14 protein-coding genes are annotated in these 17,576 nt (G+C 72.0%); 7 read left to right on the top strand and 7 right to left on the bottom strand.

The annotated features are described in order from the left end of the window. The first annotated feature begins 226 nt into the window (after positions 1 to 226). The 5 genes from P3G67_RS33235 (at position 227) to P3G67_RS33215 (ending at position 5,586) form a co-directional block, all read left to right on the top strand. On the top strand, positions 227 to 2,812 hold the full coding sequence (locus tag P3G67_RS33235; protein ID WP_276096823.1) for a nitrate- and nitrite sensing domain-containing protein: 2,586 nt from the start codon (positions 227 to 229) through the stop codon (positions 2,810 to 2,812). Continuing rightward, the gene (locus P3G67_RS33230; RefSeq protein WP_269856382.1) at positions 2,809 to 3,213 is read left to right on the top strand and encodes a roadblock/LC7 domain-containing protein; all 405 of its coding nucleotides are present in this window, start codon (positions 2,809 to 2,811) and stop codon (positions 3,211 to 3,213) included. The genes P3G67_RS33235 and P3G67_RS33230 overlap by 4 nt, the downstream gene beginning before the upstream one ends. Positions 3,214 to 3,222: 9 nt before the next feature. Beyond that, positions 3,223 to 3,621 carry a DUF742 domain-containing protein gene (locus P3G67_RS33225; protein ID WP_276096822.1) on the top strand — a complete coding sequence of 133 codons (399 nt, stop codon included), beginning with the start codon at positions 3,223 to 3,225 and terminating at the stop codon, positions 3,619 to 3,621. A 429-nt stretch (positions 3,622 to 4,050) separates the two neighbouring features. Further along, complete coding sequence (locus P3G67_RS33220; RefSeq protein ID WP_276096821.1) at positions 4,051 to 4,881, top strand: hypothetical protein; 831 nt, start codon at positions 4,051 to 4,053, stop codon at positions 4,879 to 4,881. A gap of 96 nt (positions 4,882 to 4,977) precedes the next feature. Then, entirely contained in the window at positions 4,978 to 5,586 is a 609-nt protein-coding gene (locus P3G67_RS33215; protein WP_269856386.1) for a GTP-binding protein, read from the top strand. An 89-nt stretch (positions 5,587 to 5,675) separates the two neighbouring features. Here the strand turns inward: P3G67_RS33215 and P3G67_RS33210 are convergent, their stop codons facing one another. From P3G67_RS33210 to P3G67_RS33195, 4 genes are all read right to left on the bottom strand, one after another. After that, the gene (locus P3G67_RS33210) at positions 5,676 to 7,349 is read right to left on the bottom strand and encodes a GGDEF domain-containing protein (protein ID WP_276096820.1); all 1,674 of its coding nucleotides are present in this window, start codon (positions 7,347 to 7,349) and stop codon (positions 5,676 to 5,678) included. Between the two features lie 75 nt (positions 7,350 to 7,424). Next, positions 7,425 to 8,612 carry a lipid-transfer protein gene (locus tag P3G67_RS33205; protein ID WP_276096819.1) on the bottom strand — a complete coding sequence of 396 codons (1,188 nt, stop codon included), beginning with the start codon at positions 8,610 to 8,612 and terminating at the stop codon, positions 7,425 to 7,427. Further along, positions 8,609 to 9,055, bottom strand: a complete 447-nt coding sequence (locus P3G67_RS33200; protein ID WP_276096818.1) for a Zn-ribbon domain-containing OB-fold protein — start codon at positions 9,053 to 9,055, stop codon at positions 8,609 to 8,611. Before P3G67_RS33200 ends, P3G67_RS33205 begins: the two co-directional genes overlap by 4 nt. A gap of 15 nt (positions 9,056 to 9,070) precedes the next feature. Beyond that, positions 9,071 to 11,425: a glycoside hydrolase family 31 protein gene (locus P3G67_RS33195; protein WP_276096817.1), complete on the bottom strand. Its 2,355-nt coding sequence runs from the start codon at positions 11,423 to 11,425 to the stop codon at positions 9,071 to 9,073. A 226-nt stretch (positions 11,426 to 11,651) separates the two neighbouring features. On the opposite strand from P3G67_RS33195, the gene P3G67_RS33190 reads away from it, so the two are divergent. After that, positions 11,652 to 13,667, top strand: coding sequence for an acetoacetate--CoA ligase (locus P3G67_RS33190; protein ID WP_276096816.1), 2,016 nt, complete (start codon positions 11,652 to 11,654; stop codon positions 13,665 to 13,667). A gap of 143 nt (positions 13,668 to 13,810) precedes the next feature. Next, entirely contained in the window at positions 13,811 to 14,749 is a 939-nt protein-coding gene (locus tag P3G67_RS33185) for a hypothetical protein (protein WP_276096815.1), read from the top strand. Between the two features lie 94 nt (positions 14,750 to 14,843). Here P3G67_RS33185 and ptsP read toward each other — a convergent pair whose 3' ends face one another. From ptsP to P3G67_RS33170, 3 genes are all read right to left on the bottom strand, one after another. Next, complete coding sequence (gene ptsP / locus P3G67_RS33180) at positions 14,844 to 16,514, bottom strand: phosphoenolpyruvate--protein phosphotransferase (protein ID WP_276096814.1); 1,671 nt, start codon at positions 16,512 to 16,514, stop codon at positions 14,844 to 14,846. Positions 16,515 to 16,611: 97 nt separating this feature from the next. After that, positions 16,612 to 17,061, bottom strand: a complete 450-nt coding sequence (locus tag P3G67_RS33175; RefSeq protein ID WP_276096813.1) for a PTS sugar transporter subunit IIA — start codon at positions 17,059 to 17,061, stop codon at positions 16,612 to 16,614. Positions 17,062 to 17,281: 220 nt separating this feature from the next. After that, positions 17,282 to 17,576 (bottom strand): hypothetical protein (locus P3G67_RS33170; protein ID WP_276096812.1); only part of this gene is annotated, 295 nt, incomplete at its 5' end.

The following is a 17,576-nucleotide window of genomic DNA, read 5'->3' as shown; positions in this document are numbered from 1 at the left end:
GAGGCACGATCGGCGGGGCCCTGTGGTTCCCGTGGAAAGCGAGGAAGTTCACCTGCGAGAACCGGTCAGAGCAAAACCGCTGGTAACTGATCAAACTAGGGCGTTGTGGTTGGTTTGCCGAACTCAAATGTGCAGACTGGTTTTCGAGTTGGTCATCGCACAGTAGTAGGCTCGCGCCGTTTAACGGACTACTAACCCCTGCCCAGGGGTCGACGTTGGGGAGGCCATGCGCTTTCGCGGGAAATCGATCCGTCGGAAGATCGTGGCACTGCTCCTGGTGCCGCTGGTGTCCCTGATCGGCATCTGGGCGTTCGCGGCCCTGATCACCGGGCGAGGGGTGTTCGGCCTGCTGGCCGTCAAGGACGTCACCAACAAGATCGGTTACCCGGTCGAGAACACCATCGAGGAGCTGTCCACCGAACGCCGTGCCGCTCTGGTCTACCTCGCCGACCCACGCAACTCGCAGTCCGAGCAGAACCTGCGCTCCGCCGAGTCCGACACCGACAAGTCGGTCTCCCAGATGCGCGCCAACGCCGGTGACGCCACACTGCGCGGCAAGCTGGACACGGCCTCACGGCAGCGCCTGGACGCCCTCGTCAAGCAGGCGGGCGAACTCGACGGCCTGCGCCGTCAGATCTCCGACGGGCGGATCAGCCGCGCCGACGCCTTCACCGCGTACAACGACGTGGTCGAGCCGTACTACGACTTCTTCCTCGGCCTTAACGCGCTGCAGAACGTCCAACTCGACCGCCAGTCACGGGTGTTGACAGAGCTGTCCGAGGCGCGGGACGCCATCTCCCGGGAGGACGCGCTGTTCTCCGCCGCGCAGGTGGCCGGGCGGATGAGCCGCGCCGAGCAGCGCGGGTTCGGTGACGCGGTCGCCGAACAGCGCGAGGTGTACGCCAAGTACCCCCAGCTGCTGCCCGACGCGGACCGCGCCCTGTTCGACAACTACTGGCGCAGCAGCACCGGCGTCGCCCTGCACAACGCCGAGGAGCAGATCCTCAACGCCGACCCCGCGGTGGCGCCGGACAAGGTCAGCCCGCAGACCTGGCAGACCACCGCCTCCTCGGTGCTCAGCGACCTGTCGACGCTGGACCGCCAGGCGACGGAGCACTACAAGCAGCGCGTCAAGCCCTACGCGGTGGGCGTGCTGGTCCGGGCGGGCATCGCGGGCGGCTTCGGTCTGCTGGCCGTCATCGTCTCGGTGGCCGTCTCCCTGCGCATCGGCCGCGGCCTGGCCCGTGACCTGTCCGCGCTGCGCAAGGAGGCGCAGGAGGCCTCCGGCACCAGGCTGCCGCGCGTGATGCGCCGGCTCGCCGCGGGCGAGGAGGTCGACGTCGAGACCGAGGCGCCTCGCCTCGACTACCCGGACGACGAGATGGGCCAGGTCGGCCGGGCGCTGAACACCCTGCAGCGGGCCGCGGTCGAAGCCGCCGTACGGCAGGCCGACATGCGGCGCGGGGTCTCCGACGTGTTCGTCAACCTCGCCCGCCGCAACCAGGTGCTGCTGCACCGGCAGTTGGCCCTGCTGGACACCATGGAGCGGCGAACCGAGGACGCCGAGGAACTCGCCGACCTGTTCAGGCTGGACCACATGACCACCCGTATGCGCCGCCACGCCGAGGGCCTGGTGATCCTCTCCGGCTCCGCGCCGTCCCGGCAGTGGCGCAAGCCGGTGCGGCTGATGGACGTGGTGCGCGCCGCGGTCGCCGAGGTCGAGGACTATGAGCGGGTCGAGGTGCGCCGGCTGCCCCGGCTCGCGGTGGTCGGCGCGGCGGTCGCGGACCTCACCCACCTGCTCGCCGAACTGGTGGAGAACGCCACGGTGTTCTCACCCCCGCACACCACCGTCCAGGTGCACGGCGAGCGGGTCGCCAACGGCTTCGTGTTGGAGATCGACGACCGCGGCCTGGGCATGACGCCCGACGCGCTGCTCGACGCCAATCTGCGACTGGCCGAGACGCCCGAGTTCGAACTGTCCGACACCGACCGTCTCGGACTGTTCGTGGTCAGCCGCCTCGCCCAACGCCAGGGCGTGCGGGTCTCCCTGCGGCAGTCCCCGTACGGCGGCACCACGGCCGTGGTGCTCATCCCCACCGCACTGCTCACCGACGCCGACGACGCGGCCAGCACCGGGGAGCAGCCCGTGCCCGGCGCGATCGCCAGGCTCGCCGCGCCGCCCGCGCAGCCGCGGTTCGACGGCGAACTCCCGGACGAGATCGCCGTGCCGGTACCCGGTGAGCCCAACGAGGAGGCGTTCCGCGAGTGGGGCATCCTCCCCGCCGCGGTGACCGACGACGACCTTCCGGCGGCCCGCCCCGTGGAACGCGCGGACGTCGCCGAGCAGCACCAGCAGGCCGCTGACCCGGCCGAACGCAAGTGTGACGAGGCGGACGAGGGCAAGCCGACACCGCTGCCGCGCCGCCGTAGGACCCCGGTGCTCGTCGCCGACCGCGGCCGCACCCTGGGCCCGGCCCGGCCCCGCCCCGAACCGGCCGCCACCAACAGGCCGGAACCCGCCGCCGACATGCCCGCGCCCACCGCTCTACCGCGCCGGGTGCGCCAGGCCAGTCTGGCGCCGCAGCTGCGCGAGGACGACACCGGACCGCGGCAGCGACCCGCGGAGACCGAAGACACCGCGCGGGCGGCATACGATCGCGATGCCGACGAGGTGCGCTCCCGAATGGCCTCGCTCCAGCGCGGCTGGCAGCGCGGTCGCGCGGAAGCCGACGACAGCAGCCTTCCGGACCGCACCGACGGCCGGAGCGGGAACGAAGCAGGAACGACATCGGAGGGGGACGGTCGATGACCGCACCAACAAGCCCGACAGGCGATCTCAACTGGCTCCTGGACGAACTGGTCGGGCGCGTGTCCAGCATCCGCAAGGCGCTGGTGCTCTCCGGGGACGGACTGGCGACCGGCGCCTCCAAGGACCTGTCCCGCGAGGACTCCGAGCACCTGGCCGCCGTGGCCTCCGGCTTCCACAGCCTCGCCAAGGGCGTCGGACGGCACTTCGACGCGGGCCAGGTGCGGCAGACCATGGTCGAGCTGGACCAGGCCTTCCTCTTCGTCACCGCCGCCGGTGACGGCAGCTGCCTCGCCGTGCTCGCCGACGCCGACTCCGACGTCGGCCTCGTCGCGTACGAGATGGCGCTGCTGGTCAAGCGCGTCGGCGCGCACCTGGGCACCGCGCCGCGCGTCACGGGTTGATGGAGTGCCATGAGTTCCGAAGCGGACCGGTGGTACGACGACGCGGCGGGGCCGGTGGTGCGGCCGTACGCCATGACGCGGGGCCGTACCAGCCATGCCGCCGAGGTCCGGCTCGACCTGATCGCCCTGGTGTTCACCGACGAACACCCCGACGAGGCTGACCAGGCGGGCGAACTCGACCACACCCTGTCGCCCGAGCACCTCGACATCCTCGCCACGTGCCGGACCGAACCCACCTCCGTCGCCGAACTGGCGGCGGAGCTGGACCTTCCGGTGGGGGTGGTGCGGGTGCTCATCGGTGATCTGCTCGAAGCCGGACTGGTCCGTGTCACCCGCCCGGTACCCCCTGCGGACTTGCCGGACGAGAGCCTGCTCCGCGAGGTGATCAACGGGCTTCGGGCGCTGTGACGGCGCCTACCGGCCCCGGTTCGGCACCGCGCACAGCCGCGCGGTGCCGAACTCCACGTCCAGCGCGCTGACTTGAGGGGGTTCGTCAGCCGCAGCCCGGTGGCCGTGACGTCGTGCCGACGCCAACTGGCTGTGCGCTGTGGGCCGTTCGCCAGCCGTAAGGTTTCGCCGCGGCCGCCGAGAGGTGGTGCTGAGAGCGCTCACAGACTCGGTCGCCCGCGCAGGTGAGCGGAGCCCCAAAAGTGTTTGCAACCGCTGGCATAACGATCCAGGTCATGCCCTGTGCGGAGGTCCGGGTTCGCCCTATGCTCCGGAACCATGCCGATATTTGGTTCTCGTCGTAGCGTGACCCCTCGTCTGGCGCCCGAGCTCGATGACTCAAAACTCGGCAAAGTGCGCAAACAGCTGGAATCCCCGGCAATGCCCGGTATGACCGATATTCGGGTTGACCTTGTGGCGGACTTGCTGGAGGAGCCGGGCGACGACTGGGACCGACGTACGCACCGGATGATGGTGCTCGCCTCCGTGGCGCCTCCCAACCTCACCCGCAGCTGGGTGCGGCGGCAGCCGAACAGCGCCGACGCGCTGCTGTTCCGGGCCTGGGCCGACCTCGTACAGGGCCGCAGGGACGGTGGGCTGGCGGATCCGCAGGAGACCGTCGACGCCTGCTACAGCGCCGCCGAGCTGAGACCCGAGGACCCGGGGCCCTGGCTCGCGTTGCTGCGCGCGCTACGGCTGCTGGGTCGCCCCACCCAGGAGGTGTTCCCGGTGTGGCGCGAGGTCACCGTCCGCGACGCCTGGCACCGCGAGGCATACCTCCAGATGCTCGGCTACCTCTCGCCGGAGGAGTGCGGCTCGCACACCCAGGTGCTGGACTTCCTCGACGCCACCCGCGCCGGAATGCCGTCCAACGCCCCTGCCGTCGGCGTGGAGTTGGTGGCGATGGTCGACCGCTACTGGCGGGCCGTCTCGGCGGGCGGCGTGGACGCGCTGATGGCCGCGCGGCTGTGGACCCAGCCGCCGGCCGCCGCCGCGCTGGACCGGGCGGCCACCGACTGGCCCCGACCCGGGTTCCTGCGGCACGCCGCCGCGCTGGCCGACCTGAACACCCTGGCGTACGGGCTGGTGCACGCCAAGCGCGTCCCCGAGGCGGGCCCGGTGTTCCAGCTGATCGGCGGCACCGTCACCGCCTTCCCCTGGAAGCTCGACGGGGACCCGATCAAGCAGTTCGGCCACTGGCAGGCACAGGCGCGGCGCTGACCGCGGCGCTGGCAGGGGGGCTTCGACCGCGGAACTCCCGTGGGCCGCTAGAGTCTTCAACACACTTGCACGGACGGCAACCTGGAGAAGAGATCAATGGCCTTCGGGCGCTTTGACCGCCGCCGAAAGTCCTCCGCGACCGAGCCCGTCGCGCTCAAGATCCTGGTGGCGGGAGGCTTCGGCGTCGGCAAGACCACTCTGGTCGGCGCGGTCAGCGAAATCCGGCCGCTGCGCACCGAGGAGGCGTTGACCGAGGCGGGACGGCCGGTCGACGACACCACGGGAGTCGAGGGCAAGAACACCACCACGGTGGCCATGGACTTCGGCCGGATCACGCTGCGCGACGATCTGGTGCTGTACCTGTTCGGCACACCGGGGCAGGACCGGTTCTGGTTCCTTTGGGACGAGTTGGCGCAGGGCGCGCTGGGCGCGGTGGTGCTCGCCGACACCCGGCGGCTCCAGGACTGCTTCGCCGCGGTCGACTACTTCGAGCGGCGCGGCATTTCGTTCGCGGTCGCCGTCAACTGCTTCGACGGCGCCGAGCAGCACGCGCTGGAGACGGTGCGCGAAGCGCTGGACCTCGACCCGCACGTGCCGCTGGTGATGTGCGACGCCCGCGACCGGGAGTCCGCCAAGGAGGTGCTGATCGCGGTGGTCTCGCACGCGATGGAGCGCTCGTCGCGGCGGCAGCCCGCCGCGACGTGAGTCGCCGCCGACGCGGGACGGCCTGACAACGGCCGCGGTACGGCGGCGCCGGACAGGCCGCAACCAGCGGGGACCCGCGGCTCACGCGGTCACTTGGCGGCGGCGCGGCGGACCGGATGCGTACGGCTGTCCCCGCGCAGGACCTGGTGTCCCGCGCTGCCCGCTTCCGCACGCACCCAACTCGTGCCGTCCAGCGCCTTCGCCTCCTTCTTCAGCGGCGCCAACTGCCCGGCCGCCTCGTGGTGGTCCCGGATCCGCCCGGGTGGGCAGACCAGCGTCGCCAGCGACAGGGTCACCGCAAGCCCACCGGCCGACCACGGGCGGTCCAGCACGGCGCCGGCGATGGTGCCCAACTCCTCCGGTGCGCACAGCACCAGGAAGTCATCACCCCCGATGTGCCCCACCAGGGCGCCTGCGAACTGCCGGGCGCACAGCGCCAGATGGTGGCCGACCGCCCGGATCAGCTCGTCGCCCGCGGCGAACCCGGCGCCGTCGTTGATCTGCTTGAACGCGTCCACGTCCAGCCAGCTGACCGCGAACCCCAGGCTCTGCGCTATCCGCCGCTCCAGTTCGCGGTTGACCACATCGGAACCGGGCAGCCTGGTCAGCGGGTTGAGGCCGACCGCCTCCTCCACCCGGCTCTCCGCCAGTGACCGTACGATGTCGGCGAGCCGTACCACCCCGACGCAGCGCCCGGCCGGGTCGACCACCGCCACATCGTCCCCGGTACGCCGCCGCGCGTCGGCGGCCACCACGTCCAGCACCTGCCACGCGGTGGCGTCCAGCGGGATGGTGCGGGGGTGGTCGGCGAGCCGCAGCGCGGGCCGGTCGGCGTGTAGCGCGTGCCCGTAGCGGCCGGACAGCGACAGCAGGAAGCGGTCCCGGTCGATGGCGCGCACCGGTACGCCGTCATCGTCCACCAGCACCACCCCCGACGTCTCCTCGCTCGCGGTCAGCAGTTCCCGCACCCGCTCGGCGGAGACCGACAGCGGCAGCAGGGCGGCGGGCCGCAGGAACGCCGCGACCGATGGCCCGGCGGGCCCCGAGGCCGCGATGGCGGCGACCGGCGGCGGCACCGGCGGCCGGTAGACATCGGCCGTGGGCCGGCGGGCGGCGGGCGCGAACAGGTTGCCCTGCGCCAGGTGCACGCCCAGTTCGCGCACCGCCGTGAACTGCCGTTCCGTCTCGACCCCTTCGGCCGCCAGCCGTCCGCCGATGCCCTCGCAGAAGTGCCGCAGCGCGTCGACCACCGCCCGGTAACGGTCGTCGCCGGGCAGCCGGGCGGTCAGCGAGGCGTCGAGCTTGACGATGTCGGGGGCCAGCTCGGCCAGCAGCCGCAGCGGCAGGTCGCCGTCGCCGACCCCGTCCACACAGATCCGGTAACCCCGCTCACGCAGGCTGCGCACCGCCTCGACCAGCGGGTCCTGCCACAGCGCGGAGAACGGCGGTCCCACGTCGACGGTGATCTCCCACGGTCGGCGGCCCGCCTCCCGTACCGCGGCCAACAGCGCCGTCGGCTCGGGGAGTTGGGCGAGAGTGGTCGCGAACAGGTTGACGTGCAGCGGCAGCAGGGCCTCCTGGTGGGCGGCCGACCGTACCGCGAGCGCGGCGATCTCCACGTCGAGTTCGGGGGAGCGGCGCGCGGAGCGCAGCAGATCGCCCTCCTCGGGTCGGGCGAGCAGTTCCAGGGCCGCCACCGAGCCGGTCACCACGTTGACCACGGGCTGAAACGCGAAGCGCAGACGATCGGTCCAGGCAGGCACCTACTCAGCATGCCGCTGGCGCGGCCGCGACTCGGCGGCCTTTACGACGCGTTCACGCAACTTTTCGGCACTCGCCTACCGCACCGCGATGACCGCCGAACCGTGGCCGAACAGACCCTGGTTCGCAGCGAGTCCGCAGCGCGCCGCCGGGACCTGCCGTTCGCCTGCCTGGCCGCGCAACTGCCAGGTCAGCTCGCAGACCTGGGCCAGCGCCTGCGCGGGTACCGCCTCGCCGAAGGAGGCGAGGCCGCCGCTGGGGTTGACCGGGATCCGGCCGCCGAGTGCGGTCGCCCCCTCCCGGAGCAGCTTCGCGCCCTCACCGACGGGGCACAGCCCCACATCCTCGTACCACTCCAACTCCAGGGCGGTGGACAGGTCGTACACCTCGGCCAGGTCCAGGTCCGCGGGCCCGGTCCCGGCCTCCTCGTAGGCCGCCGCCGCGATCGAGGCGCGGAATCCGACCTCGGGCGGCGGCACCAGCGCGGCCGAGTCGGTGGCGAAGTCCGGCAGGTCCAGCGCGGTCCTGGGGTAGCGCGGGGTGACCGTGGACACCGCGCGGATCCGTACCGGCGCCACCCCGCGCCGACGGGCGAACGCCATGCTGGACAGCACCAGCGCGGCGGCTCCGTCCGAGGTCGCGCAGATGTCCAGCAGCCGCAGCGGATCGGCCACCACCGGGGACGCGGCGACCTCCTTGGCGGTGACGGCCTTGCGGTAGCGGGCGTTCGGGTTCGCGGCCCCGGCCGCCGCGTTCTTCACCTTCACCAGGGCGAAGTCCTCCGGCGTGTCGCCGAGTTGGGCCATCCGGCGGCGGGCGAACAGCCCGAAGTACACCGGGTTGGTGGCCCCCAGCACCCGGAACCGCAGCCAGTCGGGATCGTCCGGCCGGTCCCCGCCCGCCGGTGCGAAGAAGCCCTTGGGCGCCGCGTCCGCGCCGACCACCAGCGCGACATCGGCCATGCCCGCCAGGATCTGGGCGCGTGCGGTGTTGATCGCCTGGGCGCCCGAGGCACAGGCCGCGTAGACGCTGCTGACCCGGGCGCCCTGCCAGCCGAGCGCCCGCGCGAAGGTCGCGCCCGCCACGTGCCCGGGGTAGCCGCAGCGCACCGTGTCCGCGCCGACCACCAACCGAACGTCGCACCAGTCGAGTTGGGCGTCGGCGAGCGCGGCTCGGGCGGCCACGGTCCCGTACTCCGCGAAGTCGCGTCCCCACTTGCCCCAGGGGTGCATCCCGGCGCCGAGCACCGCTATGTCCTCGGTCATGCCGGGCCTCCCAACGGCCGCCAGTGCCAGGTCGTCCAGACCTGCTCGGCGTCCTGGTGCAGTACGCCCGGAACCAGCTCCACCGCCATGCCGACCGCGAGGCCGGCGGCCGTGACGCCCGGCGCGGCCTGACCCAGCACGACCATGCGTTCCTTCGCCAGCTTCACGGCGACCACGGTGAACGGCTCCCAGGGCAGGTCCGGATCGGACAGGTACGGTGCGGGCGGCCGGTAGCGGCTGTCGGTGTAGGACCACACGGTGCCGGTGCGCGACAGCGGCGTCTCGTCCAACTCCGTACCGTCGCAGGCCGGGTTGCGGCAGAAGGCGTCCGCCCTGGGGAAGAACACCGCCCCGCAGCTCCGGCACCGGGTGCCGAGCAGCCGGAACCGGTCCGGATCGCCGTCCGCGCCGAACCAGCCGGGTACGACCGGGATACGCTTCATAAAGCTGACGGTATGTCAGCTCGGGTTGTGCGCCAACCCCCGGACCCTGACCGGGTGGCCGACCTCGTCCGCACCCTCGCGCTCCACCACCACCGCACCGTCCCGCCACCGGGAGGCGAACCGCTCCACCCGGGGCTGATCCCAGCCGTCCCCCTCGTCGCTGATCAACACCCCCTCGCCGCTCTGCCCGGCCGCCGGAGCCCACACCTCCAACCCGATCCCGTCCTCCACCGCGACCGGCAGCACCGCCCCGGCCCGCACCAGCACCGGCGTGCGGTCCAGCGGAGCGGCCAACAGAACCTGGCCGGGGCCGCGGTGGACGGCGCCGGTGGCCGCGTCGTACCACCGGCCGGGCGGCAGCCGAACCGTCCGCGTGGTCGCGCCCTGCTCCACCACCGGCGCCACCAGCAGCGCGTCCCCCAGCAGGAACGCGTCACCACAGGCGCGCAGTCTTCGGTCCTCGGGGTCGTGCCACCACAGCGGCCGTACGTACGGCGCGCCCGTGCGCTGCGCCAGATGGGCCAGCGTGTACAGATACGGCAGCAGCCGAACCCGCTCCGCCAGCGCGACCCGTACGCACTCCTCGGCCTGCGGCCCGAACTCCCACGGCTCGCGCCGCCCGCCCTCGATCGCCGAGTGGGTGCGGAAGAACGGCAGGTACGCCGACAACTGCCACCACCGCACGTACAGTTCCGGCGACGGCATCGCGTGGAAGCCGCCCACGTCCGGACCGGAGTACGGCACCCCGCACAGCCCGAGTCCCAACACCAGTGCCAGCGAGGCCCGCAGCCCCGGCCAGCCGGTCGCCACGTCCCCCGACCAGGTGCCGCCGTAGCGCTGCATCCCGGCCCACCCGGAGCGCGAGAAGAGGAACGGCCGCCGGTCCGGCCGCAGTTCCCGCAGCGCCTCGTATCCGGCGCGGGCCATGGCCAGACCGTAGACGTTGTGCGCCTCGCGGTGGTCGCCGCCGCGCCCCTCCATGCCGTGCCGGGCCGAATCCGGCAGCGTCGACTCGCCGTACCGGGCGAACACGGTGAACGACGTGGGCTCGTTCATGTCGTGCCAGAAGCCCGCGAAGCCCTGCTCAAGGCGCTCCGCGTACAGCCCGCCCCACCAACGGCGCACCCGCGGCTCGGTGAAGTCCGGGAACACCGTCTCGCCCGGCCACACCAGCCCGCGCACCACCTGGCCCAGGGCGTCCCGGACGAAGGCGTCCGCGGCCGTCCCGCTGTCGTACACGGCCGAGCCCGGCTCGGCCTTCACCGCGGGATCGACGATGGACACCAGCTGGATGCCGTCCTCGCGCAACTCCTCGGCCAGCAACGGCAGTTCGGGAAACGCCTCGCGATCGACGGTGAAGACCCGGTGCCCGTCGAAGTGGTCGATGTCCAGATGCAGCGCCGAGACCGGCATCCCGCGCTCGCGGTACCCGGCCGCCACCCGCCGCACCTCCTGCGCGCTGCCGAACCCCCAGCGGGCGTGCTGGTAGCCCAGCGCCCAACGCGGCGGCAGCGCGGGCCGGCCGGTCAGCGCCGTCCACGTGCCCAGCACCCGACCCGGGCTGCCCGCCATCACCCAGTACCGCAGCGGACCGCCCTCGAACCGCACCTCGCAGCCGCCCGGCTGGTCGTGCCCGGAACCCGCGCCCTCCTCACCGTCGCGCAGACACACCCACCCGTCCCAGGTGTTGTCGTGGAACACCAGATGGCAGCCGCCGTCCGCGACCACGAACTGCACCGGCATCGTGATGTACAGCGGATCGTCCCCGGGACCGAACGGAGCGCACGGATCGGTGTTCCACAACCGGTAGGCACCCGTCGCGAGGCGCGGCCCCGAGGCGCGCCCGCCCAGCCCGAACACCACCGCGTCCGCCGGAGTCCGCGCCCGCTGCACCCACCGCGACACCCGGCCCGACCCGTCCCACCAGCGCGGCGGCAGCTCCCGGCGCAGCGGGACACCGCCGGGGGTACGGAACTCCACCGCCCCGTGCCGGAAGACGACCACCGTGATCCGCTCCGAGACCACCCGCCAGCCGTCCTTGTCCGGTTCGAGCACCGCACGCGTGTCCGCCTCCGGACACTCACCCGCCAGCGCGTACGACGGCTCCGGTGCCGCGCCGTCCCACCCGCAGAACACCGCACCGCCCACCGCCACCCGCACCCGCAGCGAGGACTGGGCGAACCGCACCACGCCACCACCCGGCAGCGGCTCCGCGCTGTACGCCGCCCCCGGCACCCGGGCCCGCTCCGCACCGCGCGCGGGCAGGTCACGCGCGTCGATCCGGCGTCTGCGCCAGGCGGCCCGCACCGCCGGCCAGCCGTTGCGCGACCCCACCAGCCGCAGCGAACGCACAAGATCACGCCTGTCCATGCCGCTAGCCTTCCAGTCCCACCCGGCGTTCCCACCCGCGTTAAGCCACTGTTCACCCTGGCCAGCGAACCCGGATCGGCACGTTCCGGCGCCGAGCGGGGAGAAGCCCCTGGCGCGGCGGACGATCACATGGCATCGTCCTGCCCAGCCCCGCCCGGGGACATTCCGCTCGAGCGAGGTACAACGCACACAGGCGTAAAGCTGCGCCACCCAGGGAGTCGTCACCATGACCAGCGCACCGCAGCCCACCCCTGCTCCGCGTCCCCTCTGGCGGCCGGGCCCGGAACGCATCGCCGCGACCCGGCTGACCCGTTTCCAGGCATGGGCGGCCGAGACGCACGGCGCGCCCACCGGTGACCCGGCCGACCCGCTCGCCGCCTACCAGGCCCTGCACTCCTGGTCGGTACGCGAGCCGGAACGGTTCTGGCAGGCCGTGGTGGAATGGTTCCAGGTGCGCTTCGCCACCCCCTACGAGACCGTGCTCGGCGACGCCGGGATGCCCGGCGCCCGATGGTTCCCCGGCGCCACCCTCAACTACGCGGAACACGCACTGCGCACCGCCGACGACCAGGACCGCGCCCAGGGACCCGCGCTGCTGTACCTGGACGAGCGGCACGAGATCCGCGAGACCAGCTGGAGCGAACTGCGCCGCCAGGTCGCCTCCCTCGCCGACCACCTGCGCCGCCTCGGAGTGCGCCCCGGAGACCGGGTCAGCGGCTACGTGCCCAACACCCCGCACGCCGTCATCGCCCTACTCGCCACCGCCGCCGTCGGCGCGGTGTGGACCTCCTGCGCCCCCGACTTCGGCGCCCGAGGAGTCCTCGACCGGTTCCAACAGGTCGAGCCGGTCGTGCTGTTCGCCGTCGACGGATACCGCTACGGCGGCAAGGAACACGACCGCACCGACACCGTCGCCGAGCTGCGCCGCGAACTGCCCGGGCTGCGCGCGGTCGTGCACATCCCGCTGCTCGGCACCCCGGCACCCGAAGGCGCCCTGGAGTGGGACGCGTTGGTCTCCGGATACGCGGAACCAGTGTACGAGCAGGTGCCGTTCGACCACCCGCTGTGGGTGCTGTACTCCTCCGGCACCACCGGACTGCCCAAGGCCATCGTCCAGTCGCAGGGCGGCATCCTCGTCGAGCACCTCAAGCAGACCGGGCTGCACATGGACCTCGGCCCCGACGACCGCTTCTTCTGGTACACCTCCACCGGCTGGATGATGTGGAACTTCCTGGTCGGCGGACTGCTCGCGGGCGCCGCGATCATCCTCTACGACGGCAGCCCGGGCCACCCCGACACCGGCGCGCAGTGGCGGGTCGCCGAGCGCACCGGAGCCACCGTCTTCGGCACCTCGGCCGCCTACGTCATGGCCTGCCGCAAGGCGGGGGTCCAGCCCGGCCGGGACCACGACCTGTCCGCCGTCAAGTGCATCGCCACCACCGGCTCGCCCCTGCCGCCGGACGGCTTCCGCTGGGTGTACGACGAGGTCAAGGAGGACGTCTGGCTCGCCTCGGTCAGCGGCGGCACCGATGTCTGCAGCTGCTTCGCGGGCGGCATCCCCACCCTGCCGGTCTACATCGGCGAGTTGCAGGGCGCCTGCCTCGGCACCGACCTCCAGGCCTGGGACCCGAACGGCAAGCCGGTCATCGACGAGGTCGGCGAACTCGTGGTCACCGCACCGCTGCCATCCATGCCGGTCCGCTTCTGGAACGACCCGGACGACATCCGGTACCGCGAGAGCTACTTCGAGATGTACCCGGGCGTCTGGCGGCACGGCGACTGGATCACCATCACCTCCCGCGGCACCGTCATCATCCACGGCCGCTCCGACTCCACCCTCAACCGCCAGGGTGTGCGCATGGGTTCGGCCGACATCTACGAAGTGGTCGAACGCCTCCCCGAGATCCGCGAATCCCTCGTCATCGGCGTCGAACAGGCCGACGGCGGCTACTGGATGCCGCTGTTCGTCGTGCTCGCCGAGGGCGCGGAGCTCGACGACGCCCTGCGCGACCGCATCAAGCGGGCCATCCGCGCCGAACTCTCCCCCCGGCACGTCCCCGACGAGGTCATCACCGTCCCCGGCATCCCGCACACCCTCACCGGCAAGCGGATCGAGGTACCGGTGAAACGGCTGTTGCAGGGCACCCCGCTGGAGAAGGCGGTCAACCCCGGCTCCGTCGACAACGTCGAACTACTGAGCTTCTACGAGGAGTTGGCGCGGCAGCGGCGAATCAGGAGTTGAACAAAACTCCGGTCATTCTCTCCGCGCGCTGTCAGTGCTCCAGGTTACGGTGAGTGAGCAAGAGTCCGAAGACCGTGACAGGTCAGCGGGCCTACACAGCCGTGCTGCTGTGGCTACGGGGGTAGCCGCACGGAGGGGGAACCATGTCACACACCGAGAACCTCAGCACCTCGCGGCGGGTGTCACGCCGCACCCTGCGCCGCGAAGTGCCCAGCACCGTCGCGTTGCTGGCGGACCGCGAGGACTTCACAGCGATGCGGTCCTACTCCACCTTCGCCTTCCACGACCACGCCCAGTACCTGCGCCAGATGCAGGGCCTGCTGCGCTCACTCGCCGCCCAGGGCATCCACATCAGCGTCGCCCTGTTCGACCCCGCCGAGTTCGCGGCCTACTGCGCCGACACCGGCCAGGACCCGGACACCGCCGCCACCCGCTCCCGGTACATCGCGGAGGTGGCGGCGGGCGGCGCCACGGTCCCGTACCAGGGACAACCCGTCGACCATCTCGTCAGCCAACTCATCGGCGCCGCCGACCGGCGCGCCACCTGGGAGCACGCCACCGAACTCCTCGCCAGGGCCAGCGGTTGCGACGCCTGCGCGGGCGGCGGGCACAACGCCGCCTTCGACCGGGCCTCCGAGGCACTGTCCCGGCTACTGCGAGCCGCCGGCCCCGGCCGGCACCACCTGGTGTGCAGCGTGCCCGTGGTGCGGATCGATGCGGGACCGGACGCGATGGTCACCGAGGAAAGCCCGCCGCTGGCCGGGGTGTTGCACGCGCGGTGCGCGGACGACGGCACGGTCCAACTCGGTGAGACCGACGCGCTGGTCTTCTGCACCGTGCTCGCCGTCGGACTCGCCACCGGCAGCCCCGGCGGCGTCGTGCTGCGCACCGGGCGCGGCACGCCCGGCGAGCCGGACCGGGTACGCGGCTGGAGCCTGCGCGACGGCTGGCTGCATCCGCTCACCGAGGCCGAGGTCTTCAACGCCTACTGCACGGACGCCGAGACCGGCGAACCCGTACCGCCGGAACCCGGAGTGACGTACTGCGCGGGAACGCCGCTGCCGCCGCCGTCCGACGCGTGACGGGGCGGGAACACGAAGGGGGCGCCCCGCCGTGACGGCAGGACGCCCCCCAACTCCTCTGGCTCCCGGGCGTGTTGAGCGCCCGGGACCGCGGTCACTCGCCGGACAGCACCGCCCGGGCGGCGACACGCGCCTCCTCGGCCGAGTCCGTCGCCCGCGCGGCGGCCGCCGCACGCTCACACTGCGCCAGCGTGTACTTGGCCAGCGTCGCCCGCACATACGGGATGGCGGCGGCACCCATGGACAGGCTGGTCACACCCAGACCGGTCAACACGCAAGCCAGCAGCGGATCGGAGGCCGCCTCACCACACACACCACAGCTCTTGCCCTCGGCCTTGGCCGACTCAGCGGCCAGCGCCACCAGGTCGAGCAGCGCGGGCTGCCACGGATCCTGCAACCGTGACACCGCACCGACCTGACGGTCCGCGGCGAAGGTGTACTGCGCCAGGTCATTGGTACCCAGCGACAGGAACTCCACCTCCTGAAGAATGGACCGGGCCCGCAGCGCCGCCGAGGGAATCTCGACCATCGCGCCGAACTTCGCCTGCAACCCGGCCTCGCGGCACGCGTCGGCGAACGCCTTGGCGTCGGCACGGTCGGCCACCATGGGGGCCATGACCTCAAGGTAGACCGGCAGCCCCGCCGCGGCCTCGGCCAGCGCCCTCAGCTGGGTGCGCAGCACCTCGGGGTGGTCGAGCAGCGTCCGAAGACCCCGCACCCCCAGCGCCGGGTTGGGCTCGTCCGACGGGGTCAGGAACTCCAGCGGCTTGTCCGCGCCCGCGTCCAGCACCCGCACCACCACACGGCCCTGCGGGAAGGCCTCCAGCACCTTGCGGTACGCCTCGACCTGCTTCTCCTCCGAGGGCGCCTTCTTGCTGTCGTCCAGGAAGAGGAACTCGGTACGGAACAGGCCCACGCCCTCGGCACCGGCCTCGACCGCCGCCGGAACATCGCCCGGACCGCCGACATTGGCCAGCAGCGGGACCTTGTGCCCGTCCGACGTGGCACCGGGACCGACCGCCGCGGCCAGCGCCGCCTTGCGCTCGGCGGCAGCCGCCTCCAGAGCGGCACGCTTCTCGGCGCTCGGGCTGACGAAGACCTCACCCGTGCTGCCGTCCACGGCCACCACGCTGCCCTCGGCAAGCTCGCTCGCGCCCGGCAGCGCCACCACGGCCGGCACGCCCATCGCGCGGGCCAGGATCGCGCTGTGGCTGGTCGGGCCGCCCTCCTCGGTGACGAAACCGAGCACCAGAGACGGGTCGAGCAGAGCGGTGTCCGCCGGTGCGAGGTCCCGTGCGATCAGTACGTACGGCTCGTCGCTGTCCGGCACGCCCGGCATCGGCACGCCCAGCAGCCGGGCCACGATGCGGTTGCGGACGTCGTCCAGGTCGGCCACCCGGCCCGCAAGGTACTCCCCGGCTCCGGCCAGCAGCGCCCGGTACGCGGCGAAGGCGTCATAGACGGCACGCTCCGCGGTGCTACCCACGGCGATCCGGCGCTCCACGTCGGACATCAGCTCGGGGTCCTGGGCCATCAGCGCCTGGGCCTCAAGCACCGCCTGGGCCTCACCGCCCGCCAGATTGCCGCGTGCGACCAGATCGGCGGCCACGGCCTCCACGGCCTGCCGCGCCCGGCCCTGCTCACGGGGGGCCTCATTCGTGGGGATCTGCTTCGCCGGTGGTTCGAGCACCGCGGTACCCATGTGGCGTACCTCGCCGATCGCCACACCGTGGCTCACACCGACGCCTCGCAGCGTTGTCTCCATCTCACCCGTCTCCGGTTGATGCGGCGGTGGCCGCCGCGCTCGTGATTACCGCGTTCGCCCGGCGTCGAATATGACGGCGCCGCGCCCGGGGCGTCGGTCAGCTCCAGGAAAAGAGCTGGTCGCCAGCCTTCACATCGCCGTCTTCCCGCACGTCGCCCAGCGAATCGGCGGTGGCCTCCAGCGCCACGACCGGGCAGACCGGCGACTTACCGGCCTCCTCGACCGCCGCCGGGTTCCACCGCACCACGGCCTGCCCGCGGGTAACGGTGTCGCCCTTGTTGACGAGCAGCTCGAAGCCCTCACCGTTCAGCTGAACAGTGTCGATGCCCAGGTGGGTCAGCACGCCATGGCCGTTCGCGTCCACGACCACGAACGCGTGCGGGTGAAGGGAGACGACAACACCGTCAACCGGCGCCAGCGCCTCGGACGGCTCGCGCACCGGGTCGATCGCGGTCCCAGGACCCACCATCGCGCCGGAGAACACCGGATCCGGCACCGCGGCGAGCCCGATGGCCCTTCCGGGGAGGGGGGACGTCACAGTCGTCATGGGAAGCCTCCTATGTGCGGAGTTCATAGGCGCCGTCCCATCCTGTACCGGACGGCGGTACCGCTAGAGCAGCCTAACGTCATGCCCGACCGGTTTAGACCATTGGCGGTGAGCTGGGGGTTGGCCTCGCGGTGGGGCCCACCGCCGCGAGGTCCGCGGCGGTGGGCGCGGATTGGTGGCCCGGGAGGGGATTTGCTTCCGGTGCGGGGCTCCAGTACGTTTACACCTCCGCTTCCACGAGTGCCGCGGACACATGTGTGTTCAGATGGCTCACCTGCTGGGGGCGGAAAATCCGACGGAAAGCTTCTGCTAAAGTCGGAGAGCGCGAAAGCCGAAAGGCCGGAACGCAAAGCAAAAGCAGGAAATCCCGCCAGCGGGAATCGGGTCTGAAAAGATCTGATAAGCTGGAGAAACCGAAGGGAAAGCCCGGAGGGACCGGTGAGACGGTCTCGAAGGAAGCTTCCGTTCCTTGAGAACTCAACAGCGTGCCAAAAGTCAACGCCAGATATGTTGAT

The organism is Streptomyces silvisoli, from assembly GCF_029269905.1.
GTDB classification, from domain to species: domain Bacteria; phylum Actinomycetota; class Actinomycetes; order Streptomycetales; family Streptomycetaceae; genus Streptantibioticus_A; species Streptantibioticus_A silvisoli_A.
The sequence above is the reverse complement of the archived record's forward strand: the minus strand, read 5'-3'. Positions and strand labels throughout refer to the sequence as shown.